The sequence below is a fragment of the Paenibacillus tundrae genome (assembly GCF_030812775.1).
Classification (GTDB): domain Bacteria; phylum Bacillota; class Bacilli; order Paenibacillales; family Paenibacillaceae; genus Paenibacillus; species Paenibacillus tundrae_A.
The window spans coordinates 358,063-380,990 of record NZ_JAUSTI010000002.1; the positions used below are offsets into that span (position 1 = coordinate 358,063).

17 protein-coding genes and 1 riboswitch are annotated in these 22,928 nt (G+C 44.2%); of the genes, 6 read left to right on the forward strand and 11 right to left on the reverse strand.

The features are described 5' to 3' along the window. The first annotated feature begins 92 nt into the window (after nt 1–92). A complete protein-coding gene (locus J2T19_RS04930) occupies nt 93–881 on the forward strand; it encodes a polysaccharide deacetylase family protein (RefSeq protein ID WP_307213739.1) in 789 nt (262 codons plus the stop codon). Between the two features lie 174 nt (nt 882–1,055). On the opposite strand, the gene J2T19_RS04935 is transcribed toward J2T19_RS04930, so the two are convergent. From J2T19_RS04935 to J2T19_RS04945, 3 genes are all read right to left on the reverse strand, one after another. After that, nucleotides 1,056–1,730, reverse strand: a complete 675-nt coding sequence (locus J2T19_RS04935) for a 3D domain-containing protein (protein WP_370874800.1) — start codon at nt 1,728–1,730, stop codon at nt 1,056–1,058. Nucleotides 1,731–1,732: 2 nt separating this feature from the next. Next, nucleotides 1,733–1,925, reverse strand: a riboswitch (cyclic di-AMP (ydaO/yuaA leader). A 278-nt stretch (nt 1,926–2,203) separates the two neighbouring features. Beyond that, the gene (locus J2T19_RS04940) at nt 2,204–2,926 is read right to left on the reverse strand and encodes an amino acid ABC transporter ATP-binding protein (RefSeq protein ID WP_186380900.1); all 723 of its coding nucleotides are present in this window, start codon (nt 2,924–2,926) and stop codon (nt 2,204–2,206) included. Next, complete coding sequence (locus tag J2T19_RS04945; protein WP_307213741.1) at nt 2,913–4,370, reverse strand: ABC transporter substrate-binding protein/permease; 1,458 nt, start codon at nt 4,368–4,370, stop codon at nt 2,913–2,915. The genes J2T19_RS04940 and J2T19_RS04945 overlap by 14 nt, the downstream gene beginning before the upstream one ends. Nucleotides 4,371–4,622: 252 nt before the next feature. Here J2T19_RS04945 and J2T19_RS04950 point away from each other — a divergent pair, with 252 nt between their 5' ends. Next, a complete protein-coding gene (locus tag J2T19_RS04950; RefSeq protein WP_307213743.1) occupies nt 4,623–5,798 on the forward strand; it encodes a M20 family metallopeptidase in 1,176 nt (391 codons plus the stop codon). A gap of 239 nt (nt 5,799–6,037) precedes the next feature. Beyond that, on the forward strand, nt 6,038–7,786 hold the full coding sequence (locus J2T19_RS04955; protein WP_307213745.1) for an alpha-glycosidase: 1,749 nt from the start codon (nt 6,038–6,040) through the stop codon (nt 7,784–7,786). 213 nt (nt 7,787–7,999) lie between these two features. Here J2T19_RS04955 and glgA read toward each other — a convergent pair whose 3' ends face one another. Together glgA and glgB are read right to left on the reverse strand one after the other, a co-directional pair. Continuing rightward, nucleotides 8,000–9,436 (reverse strand): glycogen synthase GlgA, encoded by a 1,437-nt coding sequence (glgA, locus tag J2T19_RS04960; protein WP_307213747.1) that lies wholly within the window; start codon nt 9,434–9,436, stop codon nt 8,000–8,002. Then, nucleotides 9,433–11,439: a 1,4-alpha-glucan branching protein GlgB gene (glgB, locus tag J2T19_RS04965; protein WP_307213749.1), complete on the reverse strand. Its 2,007-nt coding sequence runs from the start codon at nt 11,437–11,439 to the stop codon at nt 9,433–9,435. Before glgB ends, glgA begins: the two co-directional genes overlap by 4 nt. Before the next feature lie 195 nt (nt 11,440–11,634). Here glgB and J2T19_RS04970 point away from each other — a divergent pair, with 195 nt between their 5' ends. After that, complete coding sequence (locus tag J2T19_RS04970) at nt 11,635–12,861, forward strand: glucose-1-phosphate adenylyltransferase (protein ID WP_307213751.1); 1,227 nt, start codon at nt 11,635–11,637, stop codon at nt 12,859–12,861. 46 nt (nt 12,862–12,907) lie between these two features. On the opposite strand, the gene J2T19_RS04975 is transcribed toward J2T19_RS04970, so the two are convergent. The 5 genes from J2T19_RS04975 to J2T19_RS04995 all read right to left on the reverse strand — a co-directional run bounded on the left by J2T19_RS04975 (nt 12,908) and on the right by J2T19_RS04995 (nt 18,450). Next, the gene (locus tag J2T19_RS04975) at nt 12,908–14,365 is read right to left on the reverse strand and encodes a sensor histidine kinase (protein WP_307213753.1); all 1,458 of its coding nucleotides are present in this window, start codon (nt 14,363–14,365) and stop codon (nt 12,908–12,910) included. Beyond that, nucleotides 14,362–15,060, reverse strand: coding sequence for a response regulator transcription factor (locus tag J2T19_RS04980; RefSeq protein ID WP_056690105.1), 699 nt, complete (start codon nt 15,058–15,060; stop codon nt 14,362–14,364). The genes J2T19_RS04975 and J2T19_RS04980 overlap by 4 nt, the downstream gene beginning before the upstream one ends. Beyond that, complete coding sequence (locus J2T19_RS04985; protein WP_307213757.1) at nt 15,053–16,387, reverse strand: hypothetical protein; 1,335 nt, start codon at nt 16,385–16,387, stop codon at nt 15,053–15,055. Before J2T19_RS04985 ends, J2T19_RS04980 begins: the two co-directional genes overlap by 8 nt. Nucleotides 16,388–16,449: 62 nt before the next feature. Continuing rightward, nucleotides 16,450–17,175, reverse strand: coding sequence for a phosphonate ABC transporter ATP-binding protein (locus J2T19_RS04990; protein ID WP_307213759.1), 726 nt, complete (start codon nt 17,173–17,175; stop codon nt 16,450–16,452). An 84-nt stretch (nt 17,176–17,259) separates the two neighbouring features. After that, nucleotides 17,260–18,450 carry an MFS transporter gene (locus J2T19_RS04995; RefSeq protein ID WP_307213762.1) on the reverse strand — a complete coding sequence of 397 codons (1,191 nt, stop codon included), beginning with the start codon at nt 18,448–18,450 and terminating at the stop codon, nt 17,260–17,262. Between the two features lie 210 nt (nt 18,451–18,660). Between J2T19_RS04995 and J2T19_RS05000 the strand changes: the two genes are divergently transcribed. Both J2T19_RS05000 and J2T19_RS05005 read left to right on the forward strand, forming a co-directional pair. Beyond that, nucleotides 18,661–19,581, forward strand: a complete 921-nt coding sequence (locus tag J2T19_RS05000) for an ArsR/SmtB family transcription factor (RefSeq protein ID WP_145047156.1) — start codon at nt 18,661–18,663, stop codon at nt 19,579–19,581. Between the two features lie 42 nt (nt 19,582–19,623). Further along, the gene (locus J2T19_RS05005; RefSeq protein WP_056690094.1) at nt 19,624–20,382 is read left to right on the forward strand and encodes an HAD family hydrolase; all 759 of its coding nucleotides are present in this window, start codon (nt 19,624–19,626) and stop codon (nt 20,380–20,382) included. Nucleotides 20,383–20,472: 90 nt separating this feature from the next. Here the strand turns inward: J2T19_RS05005 and J2T19_RS05010 are convergent, their stop codons facing one another. After that, nucleotides 20,473–22,815, reverse strand: a complete 2,343-nt coding sequence (locus J2T19_RS05010; RefSeq protein ID WP_307213767.1) for a type IA DNA topoisomerase — start codon at nt 22,813–22,815, stop codon at nt 20,473–20,475. Nucleotides 22,816–22,928: the final 113 nt, after the last annotated feature.

Sequence of the window (22,928 nt, forward strand, 5' to 3'; positions counted from 1 at the left end):
GACTGACAATGAAACATCTCACAAGTCGAATAAATCAAGATGACATCGGGCATACCATAGAGAACGCATTTTGGGAAAAGGGGGCTGCTATTATGCGTATTCGCCTCATCGCAATATCATTTATCGTCTTTCTCTTGAGCGGAAATTTCGCTCCTGCTCATATGTCAGCTGAACCGAACCAAGCCAGTTCACCTGTCACGGAGGTTGACGCACAAGGCGATGAACAGCTCACGCTAGGTCAACTAAGACAGAAATATGCTGATACGTTCAAGACGAATGGGCCTTCGACCAAACAAGTTGCTCTGACTTTTGATGACGTTCCTGATCCAAGGTTCACTCCACAGGTATTGGATGTTTTGAAAAAGTATAACGTCAAAGTGACTTTTTTTATTGTAGGCAAACGGGCAGAGAAACATCCCGCTCTAGTCAAACGCATGGTTCGTGAAGGTCATATCATTGGTAACCACAGCTACAGTCATCCTGAATTCAGTAAGCTGACGATGAACGATTTTCGCAAACAAATTTTACATACCGGGGATATCATTCACAATTTAACCGGGTATACGCCAAAAATGATTCGCCCACCTTACGGGGATATTAATGAAAAGCAGCTTCAATGGGCTCAGAAGCAGCAATATAGCATTGTGAACTGGAATGTCGATTCACTCGATTGGAAAGGTCTTACCAAAGATGAAGTGAAACAGAATATTTTGTCGGCTGTTAAACCAGGGTCGATTGTTCTTCAACATGCAGGAGGCGGAGTGGGCTCTAAACTACAGGGAACGATTGATGCGTTACCAGAGATCATTGAGGATCTTCGAGCACGGGGATATAGCCTTGTAACACTGGACGAGATGTTAAACATCTCTAAGAGCAAGTAATTCTAGCATATCGCTTTAAGAGATCGCTCTGGTAATGGAATCTCGGTAAGCATGAATGATTAGTGTATAGCTGGATTTAAATCGTCTGTTCCAACGTTAAACTAAAAAGGGCGTCCTCTAATCACATCAGACTGTGAATGGAAGACACCCTTTTTCAATTTGTTTGCATGTCGTTTATTTTAGAATGTAAAGCTCAACATCTTGGAAACCGAATGTGCTCACGGATTGTTTACTACCAGGAATGAAAATATCAACGCGTTTACCTTTAATCGCACCGCCTGTATCCCGCGCCGTAGCTACAAACGCTTGTTTCGGCAGTCCTGGGTGTGTGTGACCTGTCACGAGCACTTTAGTTCCCAGCGGGATCACACTTGGATCTACAGCGATTGTACCCAATTCAAGCGGATTACCGAAGTAATCAACAGCACCCCATTTTCCGTTTTCGGATGGATCAGCAGAGTACGCGGTTGCCTTCACTTCAATGGACTTGCTGTAATCAAATGTTTTGCCCCAGGCTTCAACCACTTTGCGATCTGCATTGACATCCAAGCTCGCTGTTGTGATCGTTTTAGCCTCTGCTTTGGCTGCTGGAGCCGCTGCTGCTGAGACGGTATTAACTTGTCCAGGTACAGTAATTTTCAGCCCACCATAGATATTATAAGGTGAAATATTTGTATTTGCTTTAATGAGTGCTTCCATACCTACACCATACTGTTTGGATAAAGTATAGAATGTATCCCCCTCTTTGGCCACATGAACAGAGTCAGCGTAAGCTGGAACGGCCTGAATGAGCATAGCTGCTGTCAGCAATGCTGTTGCTGCTTTCGCAATACGTTTCTTGTTAAACATGGTCTTCCTCCCTCATTATGCCTGCGAGGTTAGTTGTCGGATTCGGATGGAGGAAACCACCCTATAGGTTCAATCACATGCCATTAACGTTATGTACGCCTAATTCACCCCTAGCAGTAAGAGAATATCAATCCTCGTTTCTGCATCGTTACATCCCCCGCACTTCCTCCTCGGAAGTTTCGGCAGGAACAATATATCACAATCTTGTAACCTATAGTTGTAGTAAATCTTACCAATACGTTTGCACCACTTCAAAATCGGTTAATAAAATAAGCTTTTATTATATTAACAATTCATATATGTCTTCTACATAAGTAACAAAAAAGTTACTTATTATGCCATCGATCCTTCCAATTATGTCTCTCCAGAAAACAAATAAAAACAGCCCTGCCGACAATGATGTCGACAAGGCTGTTTGTCACTCTTCATTCAATAGTGTATCCTCAGCTGCTCGGCAGCTTATGATCACGTGACTATAGAACTTTGGCAAGAAAATCACGTGTACGAGCATTCTTAGGTGCACCAAACACTTCATCAGGTGTTCCTTGCTCAATAATTACTCCGCCATCCATAAACAGAATTCGGTCTCCTACTTCACGAGCGAAGCCCATCTCATGTGTAACAATGACCATTGTCATTCCACCCTCTGCCAGGCGTTTCATGACATCAAGCACCTCTCCAACCATCTCTGGATCGAGTGCTGAAGTTGGCTCGTCAAACAACATTACATGTGGTTGCATCGCCAAGGCTCTCGCAATCGCAATACGCTGTTTTTGTCCACCTGACAACTGGTTAGGGTATGCATCTTTTTTGTCAGAAAGGCCAACCGTTTTAAGCAAATCGGCTGCAATCTGATCTGCTTCCTGTACCGATTGTTTCTTTACTTTGATTGGGGCAATCGTGATGTTCTGCTGAATCGTCTTGTGAGGAAACAGGTTGAAATGTTGAAACACCATACCCATCTTCTCACGCGTAGCATTGATGTTATGCTTCGGTTCTGTAATTGAAACACCTTCGAATAGGATCTCGCCTGAAGTCGGCTGCTCAAGCAGGTTCAGACAACGCAAAAATGTACTTTTACCCGAACCCGATGGTCCGATGACAACGACAACCTCGCCTTTTCCAATCGTGACATCAATACCTTTTAACACTTCATTTTTTCCATAAGATTTATATAATTGACTAACGTCGATCACTTGCATTCAACTTCCTTTCCAGTCGTCCGAGCAGCTTGGACAATATGAAGGTCATTACAAAATAAATAGCTGCTGCAATAAGGAATGGATTCATCCCTTGGTACGTAATATTTTTGACCACACTTGCTTGATACATAATGTCGACCATACCAATAACCGAGATAATGGAAGACTCTTTAATAATCGTCACGAACTCATTACCGATTGCCGGCAAGACAGCCTTAAACGCTTGTGGCAATATAATGTAGCGCATCGCTGCACCCCTACCCATACCAAGTGAACGAGCAGCCTCTAGTTGTCCACGATCTACACCTTGTACCCCTGCACGGAAAATCTCCGCAAGGTAAGCACCGCTGTTGATGGAGAGTGTAATTACACCGGCTTGTAACGCCGAGAAGTTAATTCCAAAGGTCAGTGACAAACCATAATAGATAATCATCAATTGCACGAGCATTGGCGTACCACGAATAAGTTCAACATACGCTGTACCGATCCAACGCAGAATAGCCATATCATGCATACGGAACATACAGATAATCAAACCGATGATTACCCCAAATAATACACCGAGTGCAGATAACAAGAGGGTATAACCTATACCTTTCGCATAGAAGCTTTTATACGCCCAGAATACTTCAAAAATATTTTTGGTATCTTTACCTGCCATCAATTGGCTTGCTTCGGTTACCATTTCTTCAATTCTATTTTCGCTCTTCAGCCGTTCCAACGTACTATTTACAGCATTCAGCAACTCTGTATTGCCTTTGCGAATCCCGATTGCAGCCTCGACCTGCTCTTCATCCACCACAATCGGTGCAAGACCGATGGCATCGTCTAGATAACCAGCAGCTACGGTATCTTCTACAATGGCTGCATTTATACGCTTGGTCTGCAATTGCAGAACGATGTCGGAGATTTTATCCAGTGCCGTTAATTGAGCTCCTGGGATTCCCTGTCCAATGGTTTCCTGAATAGATCCCTTTTGAACCCCGATTTTTTCATTTTGCAGATCCGCCATCGTTTGATATTTATCTGTGTCTTCCGTGCGAATCATGATGACTTGCTTCGATTTATAATACGTATCAGAGAAGTCGATGCTTTTCTTACGCTCTTCCGTTGGTGTCATGCCTGAGATGACTAAATCTACACGACCACTCTGGAGTGCAGGTAGAAGCCCGTCAAATCCCATATCCTCAATGACAAGCTCCGCTCCTAGATCAGCAGCGATTTCTTTTGCGATTTCAATATCAAATCCAACAATTTCATCTTTTCCATCAATAACTTTATGGAATTCATATGGTGCGAAGTCGGCACTTGTGCCGAGCACCAATTTTTTACCGCCTGAATTGTCCGTAGTGCCGCTTGCGAGTACCGTCGGTACAGCAACTGTCAACATCAGTACAAAGGCTAGCAGCATCATGGTATAACGACTAATCAATTTCAACCCTGTTCTCCCCTTACAATACTTTGTATACGACTTTGACCATGGTTTTACTTCACTCGATATATCTGCTTTTGAGAAGCTGCCCATAAAAATGATGCACAAGCCTCATATCGATGCCTGAGTCATTATAAAGTACAATGCATGATTATGCAATGCATTTTGTTTTACAAATCTTGACTTGTTTCTGAAAAATGAGAGCAAACATGATATAATCATGTCACTATTTTTATTTTCTTGCAGAAGGAGCCTATTATGACACATTCCAAATCTCAAATTTTAACGGTTATTGACCAATATGCTTCCCGTTTTAAAGAAATTTCATCATACATCGGTGCAAATCCCGAACTTGGCAACGAAGAGTATCTTGCCTCCGCTCGCTTAAAAGAAGAATTAACGTATCATGGCTTCGAAATAGAAGCACCGATTCTCGGACTTGATACAGCTTTTATTGGAACTTACACCGCTGCTAAGCCTGGGCCAACCATCGCTTTATTGTGCGAATATGATGCCTTACCTGAGATTGGTCATGCCTGTGGACATCACCTCATCTGTATGATGAGTCTCGGTGCAGCTGTAGGTCTCAAGTCGATCCTCGATGAAGTGGGAGGAACCCTTAAAGTGTTCGGTACACCTGCCGAAGAGACGCGTGGTGCCAAAGTTCCTATGGCCGAGGCAGGCATGTTCGATGACTGTGATATTGCCATCATGGCTCACCCTTACTATGCCTATGAGAGATCAGGAAGCTCGCTCGCGATTGATGCCGTGCAGTTTGAGTTCCATGGCAAATCGTCTCATGCTGCAGCTAGCCCGCACGAAGGTATCAATGCACTCGATGCAGTCATTCAAACCTTTAATGGCATTAATGCGTTCCGGCAACAGGTCAAAAGCACAGTCAGAATCCACGGTGTAATTAATCATGGTGGACAAGCTGCGAATATTATCCCAGATTATGCTTCTGCTCAATTCTATGTACGGGCTGCCACTCGTAAAGAACTGAATATCCTCACCGAGCGGGTCATTCAAATTGCAGAAGGATCGGCATTGCAGACTGGATGTAAGCTGGTCACCTCCAACTATGAAACTTCTTACGATGAGATGGTAACCAACGAGCGCTTATCCAACACATTTAGCGAAAACCTAGTTCAACTCGGTATTCCACAAGAAGAGATCGTAAGTGGCAATGATCATGGCTCGATGGATATTGGTAATGTATCCCTTCGCTGCCCAGCGATTCACCCTTACATTCGTGTTGTGGATGAAGTTCATACCCTGCATTCCATTGAGTTCCGTGATTTGGCTCTACAGGAGCGTGCGCTAGACGGCATGATTCTAGGTGCCAAGGCGCTTGCAACAACCGCTTACGATGTACTAACTCAGCCCTCATTACTGGAAGCGATCCAGTCCGAGTTTAAGCAGCTTAAACATTAAGATGAACTAAATCTTACTGTTCAGAGTCTACTCACTCCCTTGATTAGGGAGTCAAGAGTAGGCTCTTTCTTTATGTAGAGAATGTATATAGACCACTAACCTGGAAATGCTGTGAAAAGGATACTGAAAATATTGAAAAAGAATGCATGATTTCCACAATTCATGCAGAAAAACGATTCAACGCTCGCTAACTTGGTTATATACACATACCTTATCTTATAATTTCAGGAGGTGCTGTCATGCTGCTTGAAGCGTTGTACCACGTTCCTCGAGACAAATGGGCTTATGCTTACGATCCGTCTACGATCCATCTGCGTGTGCGCACCAAGAGAAATGATGTACAGTACGTGACTGCACTCACCGGTGACAAATATGATTGGTCAGGTACCTTCCGTGAAATTCAACTTGAAAAGGCTGCTGCCGACAGCATGTTCGATTATTGGGAGATTGCCGTTAAACCCAAATTCAAGCGAGTGTCCTACATATTTCGAATTACATCTGGCTCGGAAAATATATATCTGGCTGACGATGGGTTTCATCATACCCCGCCTTACCCAACTGGAGGATATTATGAGTTTTCTTATATACATGAAATCGATGTATTTAAGGTACCAGAATGGGCTAAGGAAGCTGTCTTTTATCAAATCATGACCGAAAGATTCGCGAATGGTAATCCCAAACTGAACCCAGAAGAAACAAAGCCTTGGGGTGGCAAACCTGAACTGGATAACTATTTTGGTGGTGACCTACAAGGTGTATTGGATCATCTACAGGATTTAACAGACCTAGGCGTTAACGCAATTTACTTCACTCCCCTCTTCCAAGCCAACTCCTACCATAAATATGACACCATTGATTATAAAAAAGTAGATCCGCATTTTGGAGACAATGAATTGCTCAAACAAGTAGCCGAAGCCTGCCATCGACGTGGAATTCGGGTTATGCTTGATGCGGTATTCAACCATTGCAGTGAAGACTTCCCTCCCTTTCAAGATGTGCTGAAGCACGGACAAGCTTCTAAGTATGTAGATTGGTTCCACATTAATGAATTTCCCGTACAGATCAAGGACGGAATCCCCTCATACGACACGTTCGGATTTTACGGCAACATGCCAAAATTCAATACAGCTAATCCTGAAGTTAAAGCTTATTTACTCGATGTTGCTGAATATTGGATCAAAGAAATTAAACTGGATGGATGGCGACTAGATGTCGCAAATGAAGTGGATAATCATTTCTGGCGGGACTTTCGTAAAGTGGTGAAAGCGGCCAATCCTGATGCCTATATCGTAGGTGAAGTGTGGAGTGATTCCTTGACCTGGCTCATGGGAGATCAGTTCGATTCGGTGATGAATTACCCTTTTGCCGACAAGGTGCTGGAATTCTTCTGTGGGTCGATGGATGGTTACAATTTTGCAAACGAGATGGGATCGCTCATCATGCGTTACCCTCAGCAAACGAACGAAGTCATTTTCAATATGTTATGCAGCCATGACACCCCTCGTCTGTTGTCCAGAAGTGGACAAGATAAGCGAAGATTGAAACTTGCGGTCGTTTTCCTTTTCACTTACATTGGAACCCCATGTATTTTCTACGGAGATGAGGTTGGCATAAGTGGTGACGGTGACCCAGATTGCCGCAAATGTATGGAGTGGAACCCTGCGAAACAAGATCGGGAGCTATATGATTTTTACCGATTAATGATTGATTTGCGAAAAAGTAATGAAGCGCTACGTAAAGGTCGGTTTCGCTTCTTAAAAGCAGACCAGCATGACCCCTGTATTGTTTACGAGCGCATGGATGAACGTCTTCATTTCACCGTGTGGATGAACAACACGCCAGAGAGTCGAACACTATCACACCCTATGGAAACCAAGGATTGGAAAGATGCTCTTACCGAGGAAGAGGTCGTTCCTACCGATGGTATCATGCATATCAAGCTTGATCCTTACGGCTATCGTATTTTATATCGACTGCTTGATACTTAAGAACATTGACTCAAGAGGTCTATACAACGTAAAACCATAGTATCTTGTGATACACTGCCCGCATGGCTGATACCTTTCTACCACTTGGGTTGATTAGCATAAGGCAGTCTGTTGTTTGTGGCTGTAAAAGCCAAAATGCTCCAACTTGCGTAGATCTAGCTACACAAGTTGGAGCATTTTTTTGTTTCCTTACGAAATAAATCAAGTTGAATATTACTTATCCGTTGTAATATCCCGATAGATATCCATGTATTCTTCGGCAGAGACACCCCAGCTATAGTCCCCACTCATCGCATTTTTCACAATCGTCTTCCAATGCTGCTTCTCCCTGTAGAACTCCTGAGCACGCCGAATCGTATTCATCATGTCATGGGCGTTAAAGTTCGTGAATGAGAATCCGTTCCCTTCACCAGTAAATTCATTATAAGACTGCACCGTATCATTCAATCCGCCCGTTTCGCGCACGAGAGGGATGCTGCCATATCGAAGAGCAAGCAGTTGACTGATACCACATGGCTCAAATCGTGAAGGCATTAAGAAGAGATCACTTCCTGCATAGAAGCGCCTGGACAATCCATCATTAAACGTAATTTGAGCAGACATCTTGAGCGGGAAACGATTGGCTGCCTCACGGAACCAATGCTCATAATCGGACTCCCCTGTGCCAAGCACTGCAAATTGAATATCATCGTAATACAGCAGTTCATCAAGTACACGGCAGACGAGGTCTAGCCCTTTTGAATCGACAAGACGGGTTACCATTACCATCAGAGGAACATCTGGACGAACAGGCAGACCAAGCTCCTTTTGTAATTCTACTTTGTTCTCAATTTTCTTGGATAGGCTTGTTCGATATTTCACAGCGATTTTGTTGTCGGTTGCCGGATTATAGCTGTTGGTATCAATTCCATTGACGATTCCGCTGAAGCGGTTCCCCAGCGAACTAAGCAGTCCATCTAGCCCGTAACCATAATGAGAAGTTTGTACTTCCTGAGCATACGTTGGGCTTACGGTAGTAACATGATCCGCATAGACGATGCCTGCTTTCAGAAAATTCACATTACCGTAATATTCCACGCCATCCATAGTGAAGTACCGATCATCGAGTTCAAGCAAGTCACTGAACAACGAGTGTGGAAATACGCCTTGATACAGCAAATTATGTATAGTAAAGACCGTTCGTATCTCACTATAAAACGCATCGTGGGCATAATGTGCCTGCAGCAACAGAGGAATCATACCTGCATGCCAATCATGCGTATGCAGCACATCAGGCTTGAATTCGAGAAGCGGCAATACTTCAAGCACAGCTCGGTTGAAGAACGCAAACCGTTCCCCATCATCCATATAACCATACACGCCATCCCGTCCAAAATAGTACTCGTTATCTACAAAGTACACCGGGATACCTTCATATTCCATCATTTCGATTCCACAATATTGCCGGCGCCAGCCGAGTGGCACATCCGTCACAATAACAGGTCGCATGGCCTCTTTGTATTCATCAGGTATACCTTTATATTTGGGTAAAATGACCCGAACATCTGCCCCAGCCTTTTGCAAGGCTTGAGGCAAAGCTCCAATCACATCAGCAAGTCCTCCTGTTTTGATAAATGGATGTGCCTCTGCGGCAGCAAATAAAATGTTCACGCCTTTTTCCTCCTTCTTGTTTTGAACGGGGTGCTTGCTGTTGTTTCAATCGTTCTCTGTCTGACAGAAGTGACTTGGTTCGATGTCTCATCCGTTTTCCGGCGCGTCGTCTTTTTTAGAATAACCAAGCTCAGTGGAGGTAAAACAATTTCTAAACTATGTGGATGCCCGTGAAAAGGAATCTTTTCTGTAGGCAACTGCATATCATTTAGTATACCTGATCCTCCGTAATCGGAATGATCGCTGTTCAGAACTTCGGTATACATACCGGGACGCATGACGCCAATCCGGTAACGCTCCCGCTTGACTGGTTGAAAGTTAATGAGCACAAGGAGTGTATCCGCAGGTTTTTTTCCTTTGCGAACATATGAAATGACGCTCTGTGCATGATCATCTGGAGCAATCCATTCATAACCGTCTAAGGAATGATCAAGCTCCCACAACGCTTTCTCGTTGCAGTAAAGCGCAGACAGATCCCGCTCAAATTGATGAAGCTTGCGGTGACTGTCATAGTCTAGTAAGAACCAGTCCAGTTGATCCTCATCTTTCCATTCGATGAACTGGCCAAACTCTCCTCCCATGAACAATAGTTTTTTACCAGGGAACGTCATAAAGTATCCTAAGAAAGCACGCATCCCGTCAAACTTTTGCTCATACGTTCCTGGCATTTTGTCCAGCAATGACTTTTTGCCATGCACGACCTCATCATGGGAGAGAGGAAGCACATAATTTTCAGAGAAGGAGTAGACGACAGGAAATGTGAGCAAATGATGTTTGGATGGACGTTCATGGAAATCAGACTCGATATAATCCAGCGTATCATTCATCCAACCCATGTTCCATTTGTAGTTAAAGCCTAACCCTCCCACGTCGACCGGAGAGGTCACGAGTGGCCACGCACTTGATTCTTCAGCCATCATCAGTGCATAAGGGTAGTATTGAAATACCGTTTGATTCAATTGCTGGAGGAACGCTACAGCTTCCTGGTTCTCCAATCCACCATCTACATTAGGACGGAATTGACCTGGCCCTTTCTCAAAATCAAGTTTCAGCATACTCGTTACCGCATCTACGCGTAGACCATCAAAATGATACATTTCCATCCAATACAAAGCATTGGAGATTAAGAATGAGCGAACTTCAGGTTTGGAGTAGTCAAAACTAAGTGTCCCCCAGCCCGGTTTCTCTGCTAACAACGGATCTGCATACTCATATAGAGGTGTTCCATCAAACAATCGCAGACCGTGTGCGTCTTTGGCAAAATGAGCCGGAACCCAATCCAGCAATACACCGATCCCTGCCTGATGTAGAGTATCCACAAGATACATCAGATCCTTTGGATGTCCATAACGACTAGTTGGGGCGTAAAAACCCGTATTTTGGTATCCCCAGGAAAGGTCATATGGATGCTCACTTAGGGGCATCATCTCCACATGGGTATATTTCATTTCTAATAAGTATGGAACCAGAAGATCAGCCATTTCCCGATAGGTATAAAGCGTGCCATCGTCTTTGCGCTTCCAAGTTCCAATATGCATCTCATAAATATGTAAAGGCTTATTATAGACGCCTCTTTGTTTGCGTCTCCATGCCCCATCATTCCACTTATAACCTTGAATGGAACTCGTTACAGAAGCGGTCTGAGGTCTGACCTCAGCCTCAAAGGCGTATGGATCTGCCTTAAGCAATTCCGTCCCGTCTTCCGTTAATATACGATATTTGTATAAAGTTCCTTCATGGATTTCAGGAAAAAAACGAGTCCAAAATCCAGAATCGGGTATCTTATATAGAGGATCCTGTTGACCGTTCCATCCATTACGATCTAGAGCCAGCCCTACTTCTTTGGCATTCGGAGCCCATACAGTAAACTGGTACCCCTGACGGCGATCCACGGTCGCAGGCTGTGCACCTAAAATACGATAACTGTGATGAAGGCTTCCTTCATGAAACAAATAAATATCTTCCGGTGAAATAACCGGACTTGCTAATGGTTGAATAGCCAAGAGATCACCTTCTTCCTAAGAAAATAGTCATAACAACAACCATTACCCCATTCTAGCCAACTTGAAAAGAAAAATGACGCGATTAAAAAAATGTTGTATATTTTCAGAATTTTTACAGTATATATCGTTTCAATGGCTCCACGTTGCGTTTATGTATCTACTACACTAGAAAAATATCTTGGGAGGGAAACGATCATGTTTAATAAAGATTGCATCGCTATGCTGTTGGCGGGAGGAGAGGGTAAAAGACTAGCCCCCTTAACTTCAAGTATCGCAAAACCCGCTGTACCGTTTGGCGGGCACTACCGTATTATCGATTTTCCTCTCAGCAACTGCGTTAATTCAGGCATCGACACTGTTGGTGTGCTTACGCAGTACCAAGCTGACTCTTTGCACGATCACATTGGTGGAGGAGAGCCTTGGGGAATTGGTAATACGGTTGATGCAGGCATCTCCCTGCTTCCATCTTATCATACAGGAAATGACGAATACTTGGGAACGGCGGATGCCATTTACAAAAATATTGACTATATTGACAAACAAAACCCCGAAAATGTGCTGATTTTGTCGGGTGACCATATTTATCATATGAATTATCGCGAAATGTTGGATGCTCACATCACGAATGGTGCAGCAGCAACTATTTCCGTAATGGAAGTCCCATGGGAGGAAGCACATCGATTCGGCATTATGGCTGCCGATGAGAATTTACGTGTTACCGAATTTGCAGAAAAGCCTGTTGAACCAAAAAGTAACTTAGCTTCTATGGGTATCTACATGTTTAAGTGGGATTATCTGAAACATCATTTGCTGATTGACGCTGCAAACGAAGAATCAAGTCATGATTTTGGTAAAGATGTCATTCCACAGATGTTGAATGAGAACAATCCTCTTTACGTTTATAACTTTGATGGATATTGGAAAGATGTTGGTACTGTGAAAAGCCTGTGGGATGCACACATGGATCTGCTTCATAACGAAGAGAACTGGAGCTTGCAAAAAGATCACTGGCCAATGTTCACACGCGAATGGAGAACAAAACCAAGTGTGTACAAAGCTCGCAATAGCCGGATTGAACATCTCTCCTCCTTGATTCATGATTCTTGCGCCATTGAAGGTCATGCAGATCGTTCCGTCATTTTCTGCGGAGCTGAGGTTGGTAAAGGATCTGAAGTGCTTGACAGCGTGGTAATGCCGAATGCCCGCATCGGTCGTGGCGTTCACATCGAGCGTGCAATTATCGGGGAAGGTGCCATTATTAAAGACGGCGCGATCGTTAAAGGCACTGCTGAAGAAATTATGGTTGTTGGCCCTAATGAGGTTGTGGCTGCTAAACCGGCTGTACGTACTCAACCTACACGTATATTCAAAGAAGTATACGAAAAAACAGGCCGTTTGCGTGCGGGAGAGCTCTCCTCATAATATAGAAAAAGGTGGATTCCTCAAGGAATCCACCTTTTTTGTGTTATCAATTTGGAATTGATCCATCACTCGATTGGGTCTCTGCTCCATTATCATTCGTATCTTCCATGAGAGCCGGTACCGTAATGGTAACCGTTGTACCTGATCCAAGTTCACTTTGCATGGTAATCGTACCTTCATGCAGTTCCACGAGCTCCTGTGTGATGGCAAGTCCGAGCCCTGTTCCCCCGTTCTGATGATTCACCTGGAAGAAGCGGTCTCGTACTTTGATTAGGTGCTCCTCACTAATCCCGATCCCCGTATCTTGAATGGCGGCAATAATCTGACCATTCTCTTCTTTTACGGACAAGTAAATCCAGGAGTTCTCATGTGAGAATTTAATCGCATTATCTACAATGTTAAGGAATACTTGCTTCAGACGGTTTCCATCACCAAATACGTTATACGGATACGTTTCATCAGCATCCAGCTTCAGATGAATTTGCTTTTGTTCCGCTTTGGCCCAGACATTCAGCATCGTTTCTTGCACAATTTCACGAATGCTGACTGTTCCCTTCACCAGCTTCATCTGATTCTGTTGCAATTTGGAGAAATCGAGCATCTCTTCAACAAGCCCAATTAATCGCTCCGTTTCTTTGGAAATGATGCTCATCCCGATTCGTGTCTCCTCTGGATCGTAACCTCCGGAGTCCAATGTCTCACTCCAGCCCTTGATACTTGTCAGAGGGGTGCGCAACTCATGCGAGATAGATGATATGAAGTCGTCCTTAATCTGATTACTTCGTACGATCTCATGTGCCATGAAATTCAATGTTGAGGCTAACTCACCTAGTTCATGCTTGTAATTGCCTTTGACCCTAACATCCAGTCGCCCACGTGCCATCTGAGCAGATACAGCAGTGATATTATTAATCGGACGAACAATGGAATTCGCCATACCTATACTTATAATTAATACGATAGCAAGCACAGCTACACCTACTGCACTAGCCAGCAAACCCATAACCAGCAATTTCGAGTTGACCATAGTGAGTGCTGTCATATATCGGATGACATACGTATGATCTCCACCAAGATCGAATTTGTGCGAAACAGCCATAATCTGTTCACCTGTCGAAGGTTCCCTGCCTACCCATCGTCCCATTGCACCATTAAGCGCCTGAGAAATATCACTCGTTTGCAACACAGCACGATCGGATTCAAAAGCGGTTGAGCTTGCCAATACACGTCCATTCAGATCAAGAATCTGCAATTCTGTATTGGATAATTTCAGATTTTCAAGTAATCTAGACAGATTGTTACCATCCTCAGCATTATTTGCCCGCGAGATTGGCTCAAAAAAATCCTTGGAATTTGAAATATGAGTACTTATGGTGTTATAGATGCTCTCGTAGTAATATCGCTGCACCGCCAGCATAAATACAAATTCCACCAGCAGCAGAGCTAGAAAAACGACGAAAAAGTAGTGTAATACAATCTGCCGCGTAATACCTTTTTTTATCATTGCTCCCTGCCCTTCCATTTGTACCCGTGTCCCCATACAGTTTGCAGGTATTCAGGTTCGGAAGGGTTGTTCTCAATTTTCTGGCGCAAGCGACGTATATTTACATCCACAATTTTGGGGTCACCCATGTATTCTTTGCCCCAGACATGATCCAGCAGCAAATCTCGACTGAGCGGTGTATTTTCCTTCTCTAAGAAAAATTGAATCAATGAAAATTCTGTAGGTGTTAGCTCAATTAGTTCATTTTGTTTCTTGAACTGCTTCGAGATGAGGTCTAGCGAGAACGGACCAGATTGGAAAGTCACCTTAGCCGCTGTCTCCCGGTGCACATTGACACGACGCAGTAAGGACTGAATACGAGCAATCAGCTCGGTTGGACTGAAAGGCTTGCTCACATGGTCATCTGCTCCGACCGATAATGCATATACTTTATCCTGCTCCTGTACTTTAGCTGTTAGGAAAATAATACCTAAGCGTTCATTGGTCTCACGAATGCGTCGACAGACTTCGAATCCGTCAATGCCCGGTACCATGACATCCAAAAGCGCCAAGTCAATATCCGGCACGGACTGCAGAATTCGCAGTGCTTCATGACCATCTCCTGCTTCAAGCACCTCAAATCCATTTCTTTTCAGATTAATGACGATAAAACTGCGGATGGATTCTTCATCTTCCAAAATAAGTACTTTACTCATTTAGCTCGTCCTTTCTGTTCAGTTGCGACATGTTATCTAGTAATCCATCAGTATTCGGTTGAGCTACACGTGAAGCAATAACTCGATCGTTCGTTCGTGTAATCTCTTTCCACCGTTTTCCTTTTTCCTGTTCCCACTGGGACAGTGTAAAGTACTTAATTTCAGCTACCGTTTCATCGGTATCGATCATTTTGAAGCGAATGTATTTTTCTTTTTCTGATCGGGTATCAATGGTAATTTTACCATACCACTCAGACTTGAGATTTAAATGGAATAAGTCGGCGTCATCCCGATATTGGAATGAAACAAACTCCTTGCCGTCCTTGCCATCCCATTGATAAAAGGTGTAGAACCACATACGCGAATCAAAAACGTAATGCTCCCAACCTTTTGGGGTTTCTTTAAGCCCAAATTCAATAATACCATCATTGTTGAAATCACCGCTTAAAATTTTGTCATCTCTATACGTTTGATCCGGAGATTTGAACGCATTCACCAGTTTGTTATCCTTCACATAGATAAGCTGAGAGAATGAACTCTTATCATCCAGCTCGGCATCCAGAACAATCCCCTGCTGATCCTTGGCAATCTGACCTCCAAGTGCGTTGTAAATCTCTTTTACCGTATAGTCCGTCTGCATCCGATCAACTTCCTTGAAGCTACCCTCATCGTATTGGTACAGTGCAATCGTTGCGAATCCACTGCTATTCAGAGAAACTATTGTGAAATCACTTTTCCCGTCACCATTCAGATCGAGCGGATTGCCTTGTGCATCATCAATAATAAATTGATTGTAGGGTACGCCGCCTAATACCTGTTCGAGCGCCCCATTTTTATAGGAGTATGCCGTTAAGGCTTTTTGATCCTGCAAGCTTACACCTAATATAATATCGGGATTGCCATCATTCGTAATATCCAGCAGCTTGAAGGACTGCAGCTCACTACCTGGAACATCAAACGTTAATTTTTTTACCCATGCGCCGCCTTGTTCCTCCAGCAATAATCCGTGAATCCGAACATTCTCATTCGGCGTCTCATAAAAAGCAATGGCTTCCCTTGTCCCATCTCCATTAAGATCTTCCACACGGATCATGCTCGTATTACTCAGATCTTTCGGACGAATGAGTTCACTTTCGGGAGGCTGCTCGAGCTGCACGACGTTGTACAGTTTTTCTTTATCTGTTGACATCATCGGTTTACGCATTAAAATCTTGGGGTCACTGATTACCGTACATCCGCTCAATACTGAGCCCAGCAACATAGCAATCGCTCCACCTGCTATCAAGCGTCCCCAACGTGAGTTAAGCAAGTTCATCACTCTTTTCAATAGTTTAAGAGGTGGTTCAAATTCACTAAGATAATAATCATTCTTCGAACAGTAAACATGTATTAGATCATATTCTTCTCTTGCTGTGTCAGCCGCCGTCCACGTATATCAAAAGCAATCTTGCCCTCTGCTAGTCCCCAGATCCGCGTCGCGTGCTTCTCCGCAAGTTCAATAGGCAATACCGCAATGATGGTTGCCCGTTCCTCTTCACATAATTTACGCAACGTTTCCAGAACAGCATCAGCTGTATGTGGATCCAGTCCAATAACCGGTTCATCGGCCAAAATCACTTTAGCACCATGAGCCAGGGCTCTGGCAATAGCTACACGCTGCTTCTCTCCACCACTAAGCTTTTCAGCGAGCTGATGCGCTTTATCGAGAAGGCCTAGACTCTCCAAATAATCCATAGCCCCCATATAATCATCCGAACGAACCATACCCGTGACCATTCTCCATACGGGTGTCTGACCTGAACGACCAATCAACACATTTTTGAGCGCTGTTCTTCTTGGAAATAATTCAGGATTTTGTTCTAAGTATGCCCATTCACGCTTTATTCTCCGTTTACCAGCCATACCTTCTTTTAATATTTCGGCTCCGTCTACGGTTAAGCGACCGCTATCCCATTTCTCCATCATCGCCAGGCATTTAAGCAGCATGCTCTTACCACTGCCGCTTGAACCTACAACAGCGATCATTTCTCCTTGTTGCATATCAAATCGAATATCCCGCAAAACCGGAATTCTGTCCGCTCCTACGGATTTACTTAAGTTCTCAACTCTGATCATCGCGATGTCTCCCCTTGTCCAAGGTTTTCCCTACTCCATAGTGTACTCGGAAACGGACATCAATTTCCATGCGAACACCAGCTTCTATTCTACCACAGATTGAAGCTCAGGTTTACGTCTAAAGAACACACCTGCAACGCCAAACAGAAGATACATGCAACCCATCCATACAAACATGCTTCCTGGTGAGAACCAGTTAATAACCTGACCGCCGAGGTTAGGTCCAATAATGCTACCGATTGTGAAATAGAAAGAGGCTACGACGTTAGCCGCTGGCAACAGCGCTTTTGGCAAAATGTCTGCTGCATAAGCCAGTCCTAGAGAGAAAAACGACCCCACGAGCCCTCCTGCAATTGTTAGTAACACTAGCGTCCACCAGAAATGGGTTCCGGCTGCCGGAATGAGCATAAACGTAATTCCTCCTGCAATTCCAGCAGACATGAGCACCTTTTTTCTACCCAATCGATCACTTAACATCCCAAGCGGGAACTGCAGGAACAGTCCACCTATTCCGACAAATGGGAGCAACGAAGAGATCTGACTTTCATCCATGCCAATGCGGAGACCGTACACTGGGAAGTTACTGTTCATTCCCGCTTCCATATAACCGTACAAAAGTGCTGGTATTAGCGCATACCATGCCCAGGTCAAACTGCGACGGAATCGACGCTCCGGCATTTGCCCCTGTTCTACCTTCTCAGGTCTAGAGTTCGGAAGCTTCATTAATACAAGTACGAGCACAGCTGCCATACAGATGAAAAGTACCCAGAATGGAACCGCTTGACCGAATCCCAGCAGCTTGATCCCGAGCGGACCAATACTGAATCCTAATCCATAGGACATCCCGTACAAGGATATGTAGCGCCCTCTTTTCTCTGGAGCCGTCACAAGAAGCACCCAGAGCTGGGCGGCATAGTGCAGAGCACTATCTCCAACACCAACGATGAGGCGTAGAATGAACCATATTTTGATATCCGGAAAATAAGGAAATAAGATTAAGGGAATCATAACAAAGATGAGCCCGCCAATGATTAATTTTTTGAAACCAAATGTTCCTAATAAACGCTCTGCCACTAGGGTCATAGCAAAAGATCCTACATATAATGCGGCAGCATTAAGTCCATTAAGACCTGGAGATACACCCTTTTGTTCCAAAAAGATGGACAATACAGGTAATAAAAGCCCCTGGCTAATCCCAGCCACAACAATAACTGTTATCAAAATCAGGTAGTTGGATATGGAATGTGATGGTTTAGTAGTATGAATAGATGACACGAAATGGTTTCCCTCCTGCAAGCATACAAAGAAAAATCGCCATCACTGACGACTTTTCGTATGATCTTCATATTCTTTTGCTCAAGCACAGATATCCCAGGACATTTGGCCGGGACTTGAACATTATAGTGGACAACGCCGTGCAAAACAAGCCATAATAGTACATAAGTCGCTGTGTATATTAGATGTGACGGGAGGATTTTACATCATATGCCTTATCAAGTTAAAATTGATGTTTCACCGATATATGAAATGCTTAATAGTTTTCTGGTCTATGTCACCAAGAAGTGGATCCAACATTTGGACGTTGGTCCAGAATGGATCCTTGAGGTCGAAGGCAAACTAAGCTCCAACGTAAGAGCTGCGCTGGCTCCAGCCGCTACGTGGCCATTTGATGATTTTGACGTATTGTTTGCATGGGCTGCATATCGAAACTGTGATTCAGAGAATCAGGATTTCCTGAACATGCTTTCGGATATGTCGGCAGAACAATTATTTGCACAGATCTCACCTTTACTACCTTCCATTACAATGGAAGAGTCCACACGGATACGGGACAGTTATGTTCCGCTTTTGCGCTTGTGGGATGAACATTACTGCCAGAATATCAGCGAAGATTATCGTACCTGGCTCGAAGAGGATGCGGAGGAAAAACAGATTCTGTTGGACAAAATGGGACCAGAACTGTTAATTGAATACGCGACAGCAGGTGTCATTGTTGAACCGATGCCTGGACTGAACGAAGTGATTCTTTTTCCAACCATCCATAATCGACCTATTAATATGTACTGCTTCTATGAAGGCATGATGATTATGCAATATCCGATTGATGCACCTGAGGAAGATGAAGATCAACCGCCAACCTGCTTGCTGCGATTCACTCATGCTCTGGCTGATCCCGAGAGACTTCGCTTGTTACGTTACGTTTCGGGTGAGCCGAAATCGCTAGCTGAAATGTGTGAGGAACTCGATAAGGATGAAGACATGGTCAAGGACCAGGTAATGGCACTACGTATCGCGGGCTTGCTGAGAACTCATCTTCTTGGAAGCAACCGTAAAGAGAAATATAGTATTCGGCCGGATGGCGTGTCTGAATTGAACATGTTCCTAGAATCCTACATTCGCATATAATGCACTAAACTGAGGTTGCCGGCTGCAAGGAGTGATTTTAATATGAGCAACACGAAACAACACATTTTGTTCGACTTGGATGATACGCTTGTATACTGTAACAAATACTTCAACCTTATTCTGGGTGAATTCTTCGAAAACATGCAGGAGTGGTTTGACGGTGATGATCTAACCATTCAACAGATTCGTGAGAAGCAACTAGAGATTGACGTAACTGGAGTTAATAAAGTGGGGTTCGCAAGTCATCACTTCCCTCAATCTCTGATTGATACGTATCGTTACTTCTCGCAAAAGTTCGCAAGATCTACCTCCCCCAAAGAGGAGAACTACTTAAGTAAACTTGGAATGAGTGTGTACGATCAAGAGGTAGAACCTTATCCTCATATGGTCGAAACGTTGGAGAACCTGCAGTCCGCTGGACATGCCCTCTATCTCTACACTGGTGGGGAAACTGTCATTCAACAACGTAAGATTGATCAGATGAAGCTATCTGCATATTTCGATGATCGCATCTATATACGGCAACACAAAAACGTTGAAGCTCTGGAAGGCATTCTATCTTCAGGCACGTTTGACCGTACAGCCACGTGGATGATTGGCAACTCTTTACGAACAGACATTATGCCTGCTGTAACAGCTGGAATTCACAGTATATATATTAAGCAGCCTAATGAATGGCAATACAATATCGTGGAGCTTAAACCTAATCCCGAACGCGCTTTATATACGATTACGGCACTTGAAGAGGTACCGAAAGTTATACAAGAGAATATCGAGCAACAATACAAAAAGACCCTGTAATCTTACAGGGCCTTTTTCGTGCTGTATTCATTACAATACTCACTACCTATGTTTCTTTTATCAATACAAGAGAGTCCAGATACAGAGCTTTTACGTCTCTATCTTCTCGGCTGTCAGTTTTCCGGTAAGCATGTCCTGCAACACAATACGAGCTTTAACGGTACTGCCATCTTTTCGTTTGAACGCCAGCACTTGTGTGCTTCCTTTGTCGATCAACGACTTCAGCATCGTACTCGTTATTTTTTTGCCGATGTACTCTTTCCAGATAACAAAGCCACAGCCTTCTTTGAATCGTGTGCATCCATAACCTTTTTTACCTTCAATGATCTGACCCGTACAACCTGGTGCAGGGCACGGAGCCAACAGCTCACGAGCACTAGACTGATTAGAAACAGCAACGGTCGTCTTCGTTTTAGCCGCTGTACCAGTGGCGCTACGGGCGTTGCCAGAAGCTCCTGAAGATGAACGTGACGTTGATGCAGAAGAACTAGCCGCTGCTCTGGTTGAAGTTTTAGCACTGTTCCCTTTGCTACTAGCGCTCTTGCCTTTACCTCGACCGCTGCGAGCATCTTCACCAAATGCATCTGCTGGCGCAGGAGCTTGCACCTTAACCTTATCGATAATCGACATAGTAAACTTCTTCACGTTCTCCATAAATTTGTCTTGCCCCGCTTCTCCTTTGGAGATTTGGTACAATCTACGTTCCCATTGCCCTGTCATTTCTGGAGATGTTAAGAGATCTACACCTGCTCGCCGGATTAATTCGATAGCCGTTCGCCCTTTGAGCGTAAGTTGCATTTTTTTGCCCTGCATGGTGATATAACCAACATTTTTGAGACGCTCAATCGTAGCAGCCCGCGTTGCCGGTGTTCCTAATCCACTGTCTTTCATGGCATCACGAAGCTCTTCGTTCTCGATCTGCTTTCCGGCACTCTCCATCGCCTTGAGCAATGTACCTTCGGTATAACTTTTTGGAGGCTGGGTAGCTTTCTCCTTGAATTCACTTTTCGTGCATTGAACAGGTAATTCAGGCTGAACGGAGAAGGACTTGTCCGTCCACTCCTCCGCTTCCTCTTCTTCATTACCATTCTTTTTGCTTTTCTTCTTCCCAGAACCACCCTGGTCCTGATCTGATGAAGAAAGTACAACTTTCCAACCTAATGATAATAACTCCTTCACAGACGTTTTGAACTGGTGTTGTTCAACCTCTGTAAGTACGGTGTGCTGTTTATACTCAGCTGGTGGGTAGAAATGAGATAAAAAACGTCTAACGATCAAATCATAGATGTTCTGTTCGTCCTTGGATAGTGAACCCGGTCGTTTCAACGTTGGCAAAATCGCATGGTGATCTTCAACCCGTGTTGGGTTACAGACCCCTTTATTATTTTTGTGTACCAGTTCAGGCTTAGCTCCTTGAGCTAGCTCACTGTACGTTCCATTTTTCAATAAATTCAGCGTTTTGTGCATGCCTTCAATATTCTGTTCCGTCACATAGTTGGAGTTCGTACGTGGATACGAGATTACCTTATGTTTTTCATATAAAGCTTGGGCAATGTCCAACGTTTTCTTCGCACCATAACCAAATTTCGCATTCGCCTCACGCTGCAAAAGTGTGAGATCGTACAACCGGTAGGGATAATCCTTCGTTTGTTTTGCTTCATATTTGGTAATACGTCCTGTCTTACCCTTCACGCTGGCTGCAATTGCCTCCGCTGCCTCTGGATCAGTGAGCTTGTCTCCTTGACGCAAGCCACGATATTCAACACCTTCCTGACGAAACCAAGCCGCCACTTCATAAAAGGTCTGCGACTGAAAAGCTTCAATCTCGATTTCTCGATCATAGATCAGTGCGAGTACCGGTGTCTGAACACGTCCAACAGACAACAGCGCATTGTGCCGTGTCGTGAAAGCGCGTGAAGCATTCATTCCGATCAGCCAATCCGCTTCGCTTCGTGCACGAGCAGCATGTGTAAGATTTTCAAACTCCGATGCATCCTTCAGCCCATCAAATCCTTTTTGGATACTAGCGGCAGTCAGATCCGATATCCATAATCGTTTAACCGGCTGACGAAGCTTCAACTGCTGCTGGATCAGCGCGAAAATATACTGACCCTCACGCCCTGCGTCACATGCATTGACAATAGCAGAGGCGCGTTTGGAAAGTTCTCCGATGATCTTCAATTGATCCTTCGTTTTGGGATTAGGTACGATCTTGAACTGATCCGGAATGATGGGTAAGTCAGCGATGTTCCAACGCTTGTACTTCGTATCATATGCATCTGGTTCAGCCAATCCGAGCAAATGACCAATCGCCCAAGTGATGATATAATGCTCCCCTTCAAGGTAACTGCGATTGTTCTTGGCTTTTGGTTCTATGACGGCGGCAATGGTTCGACCCATATCAGGCTTCTCCGCTATAACCAGTGTCTTCATCCGTCCATCTCTCCTCCTTCACCGTCCGCATGACGGCAAAAAGGGGCCTTCCGCCCACGGAAGCCCCTTGCTTCTGAAACATATTATATCAGATTTTGAGTCCGGGAGCATCC

What these genes read in the sequence shown, in the direction of transcription:
- J2T19_RS04970 (WP_307213751.1), top strand. Translation starts at nt 11,635, where the DNA reads ATGTTTAATAAAGATTGCATCGCTATGCTGTTGGCGGGAGGAGAGGGT.
- J2T19_RS05010 (WP_307213767.1), bottom strand. Translation starts at nt 22,815, where the DNA reads ATGAAGACACTGGTTATAGCGGAGAAGCCTGATATGGGTCGAACCATT.
- J2T19_RS04935 (WP_370874800.1), bottom strand. Translation starts at nt 1,730, where the DNA reads ATGTTTAACAAGAAACGTATTGCGAAAGCAGCAACAGCATTGCTGACA.
- J2T19_RS04975 (WP_307213753.1), bottom strand. Translation starts at nt 14,365, where the DNA reads ATGATAAAAAAAGGTATTACGCGGCAGATTGTATTACACTACTTTTTC.
- J2T19_RS05000 (WP_145047156.1), top strand. Translation starts at nt 18,661, where the DNA reads ATGCCTTATCAAGTTAAAATTGATGTTTCACCGATATATGAAATGCTT.
- J2T19_RS04930 (WP_307213739.1), top strand. Translation starts at nt 93, where the DNA reads ATGCGTATTCGCCTCATCGCAATATCATTTATCGTCTTTCTCTTGAGC.
- J2T19_RS04950 (WP_307213743.1), top strand. Translation starts at nt 4,623, where the DNA reads ATGACACATTCCAAATCTCAAATTTTAACGGTTATTGACCAATATGCT.
- J2T19_RS05005 (WP_056690094.1), top strand. Translation starts at nt 19,624, where the DNA reads ATGAGCAACACGAAACAACACATTTTGTTCGACTTGGATGATACGCTT.
- J2T19_RS04955 (WP_307213745.1), top strand. Translation starts at nt 6,038, where the DNA reads ATGCTGCTTGAAGCGTTGTACCACGTTCCTCGAGACAAATGGGCTTAT.
- J2T19_RS04990 (WP_307213759.1), bottom strand. Translation starts at nt 17,175, where the DNA reads ATGATCAGAGTTGAGAACTTAAGTAAATCCGTAGGAGCGGACAGAATT.
- J2T19_RS04980 (WP_056690105.1), bottom strand. Translation starts at nt 15,060, where the DNA reads ATGAGTAAAGTACTTATTTTGGAAGATGAAGAATCCATCCGCAGTTTT.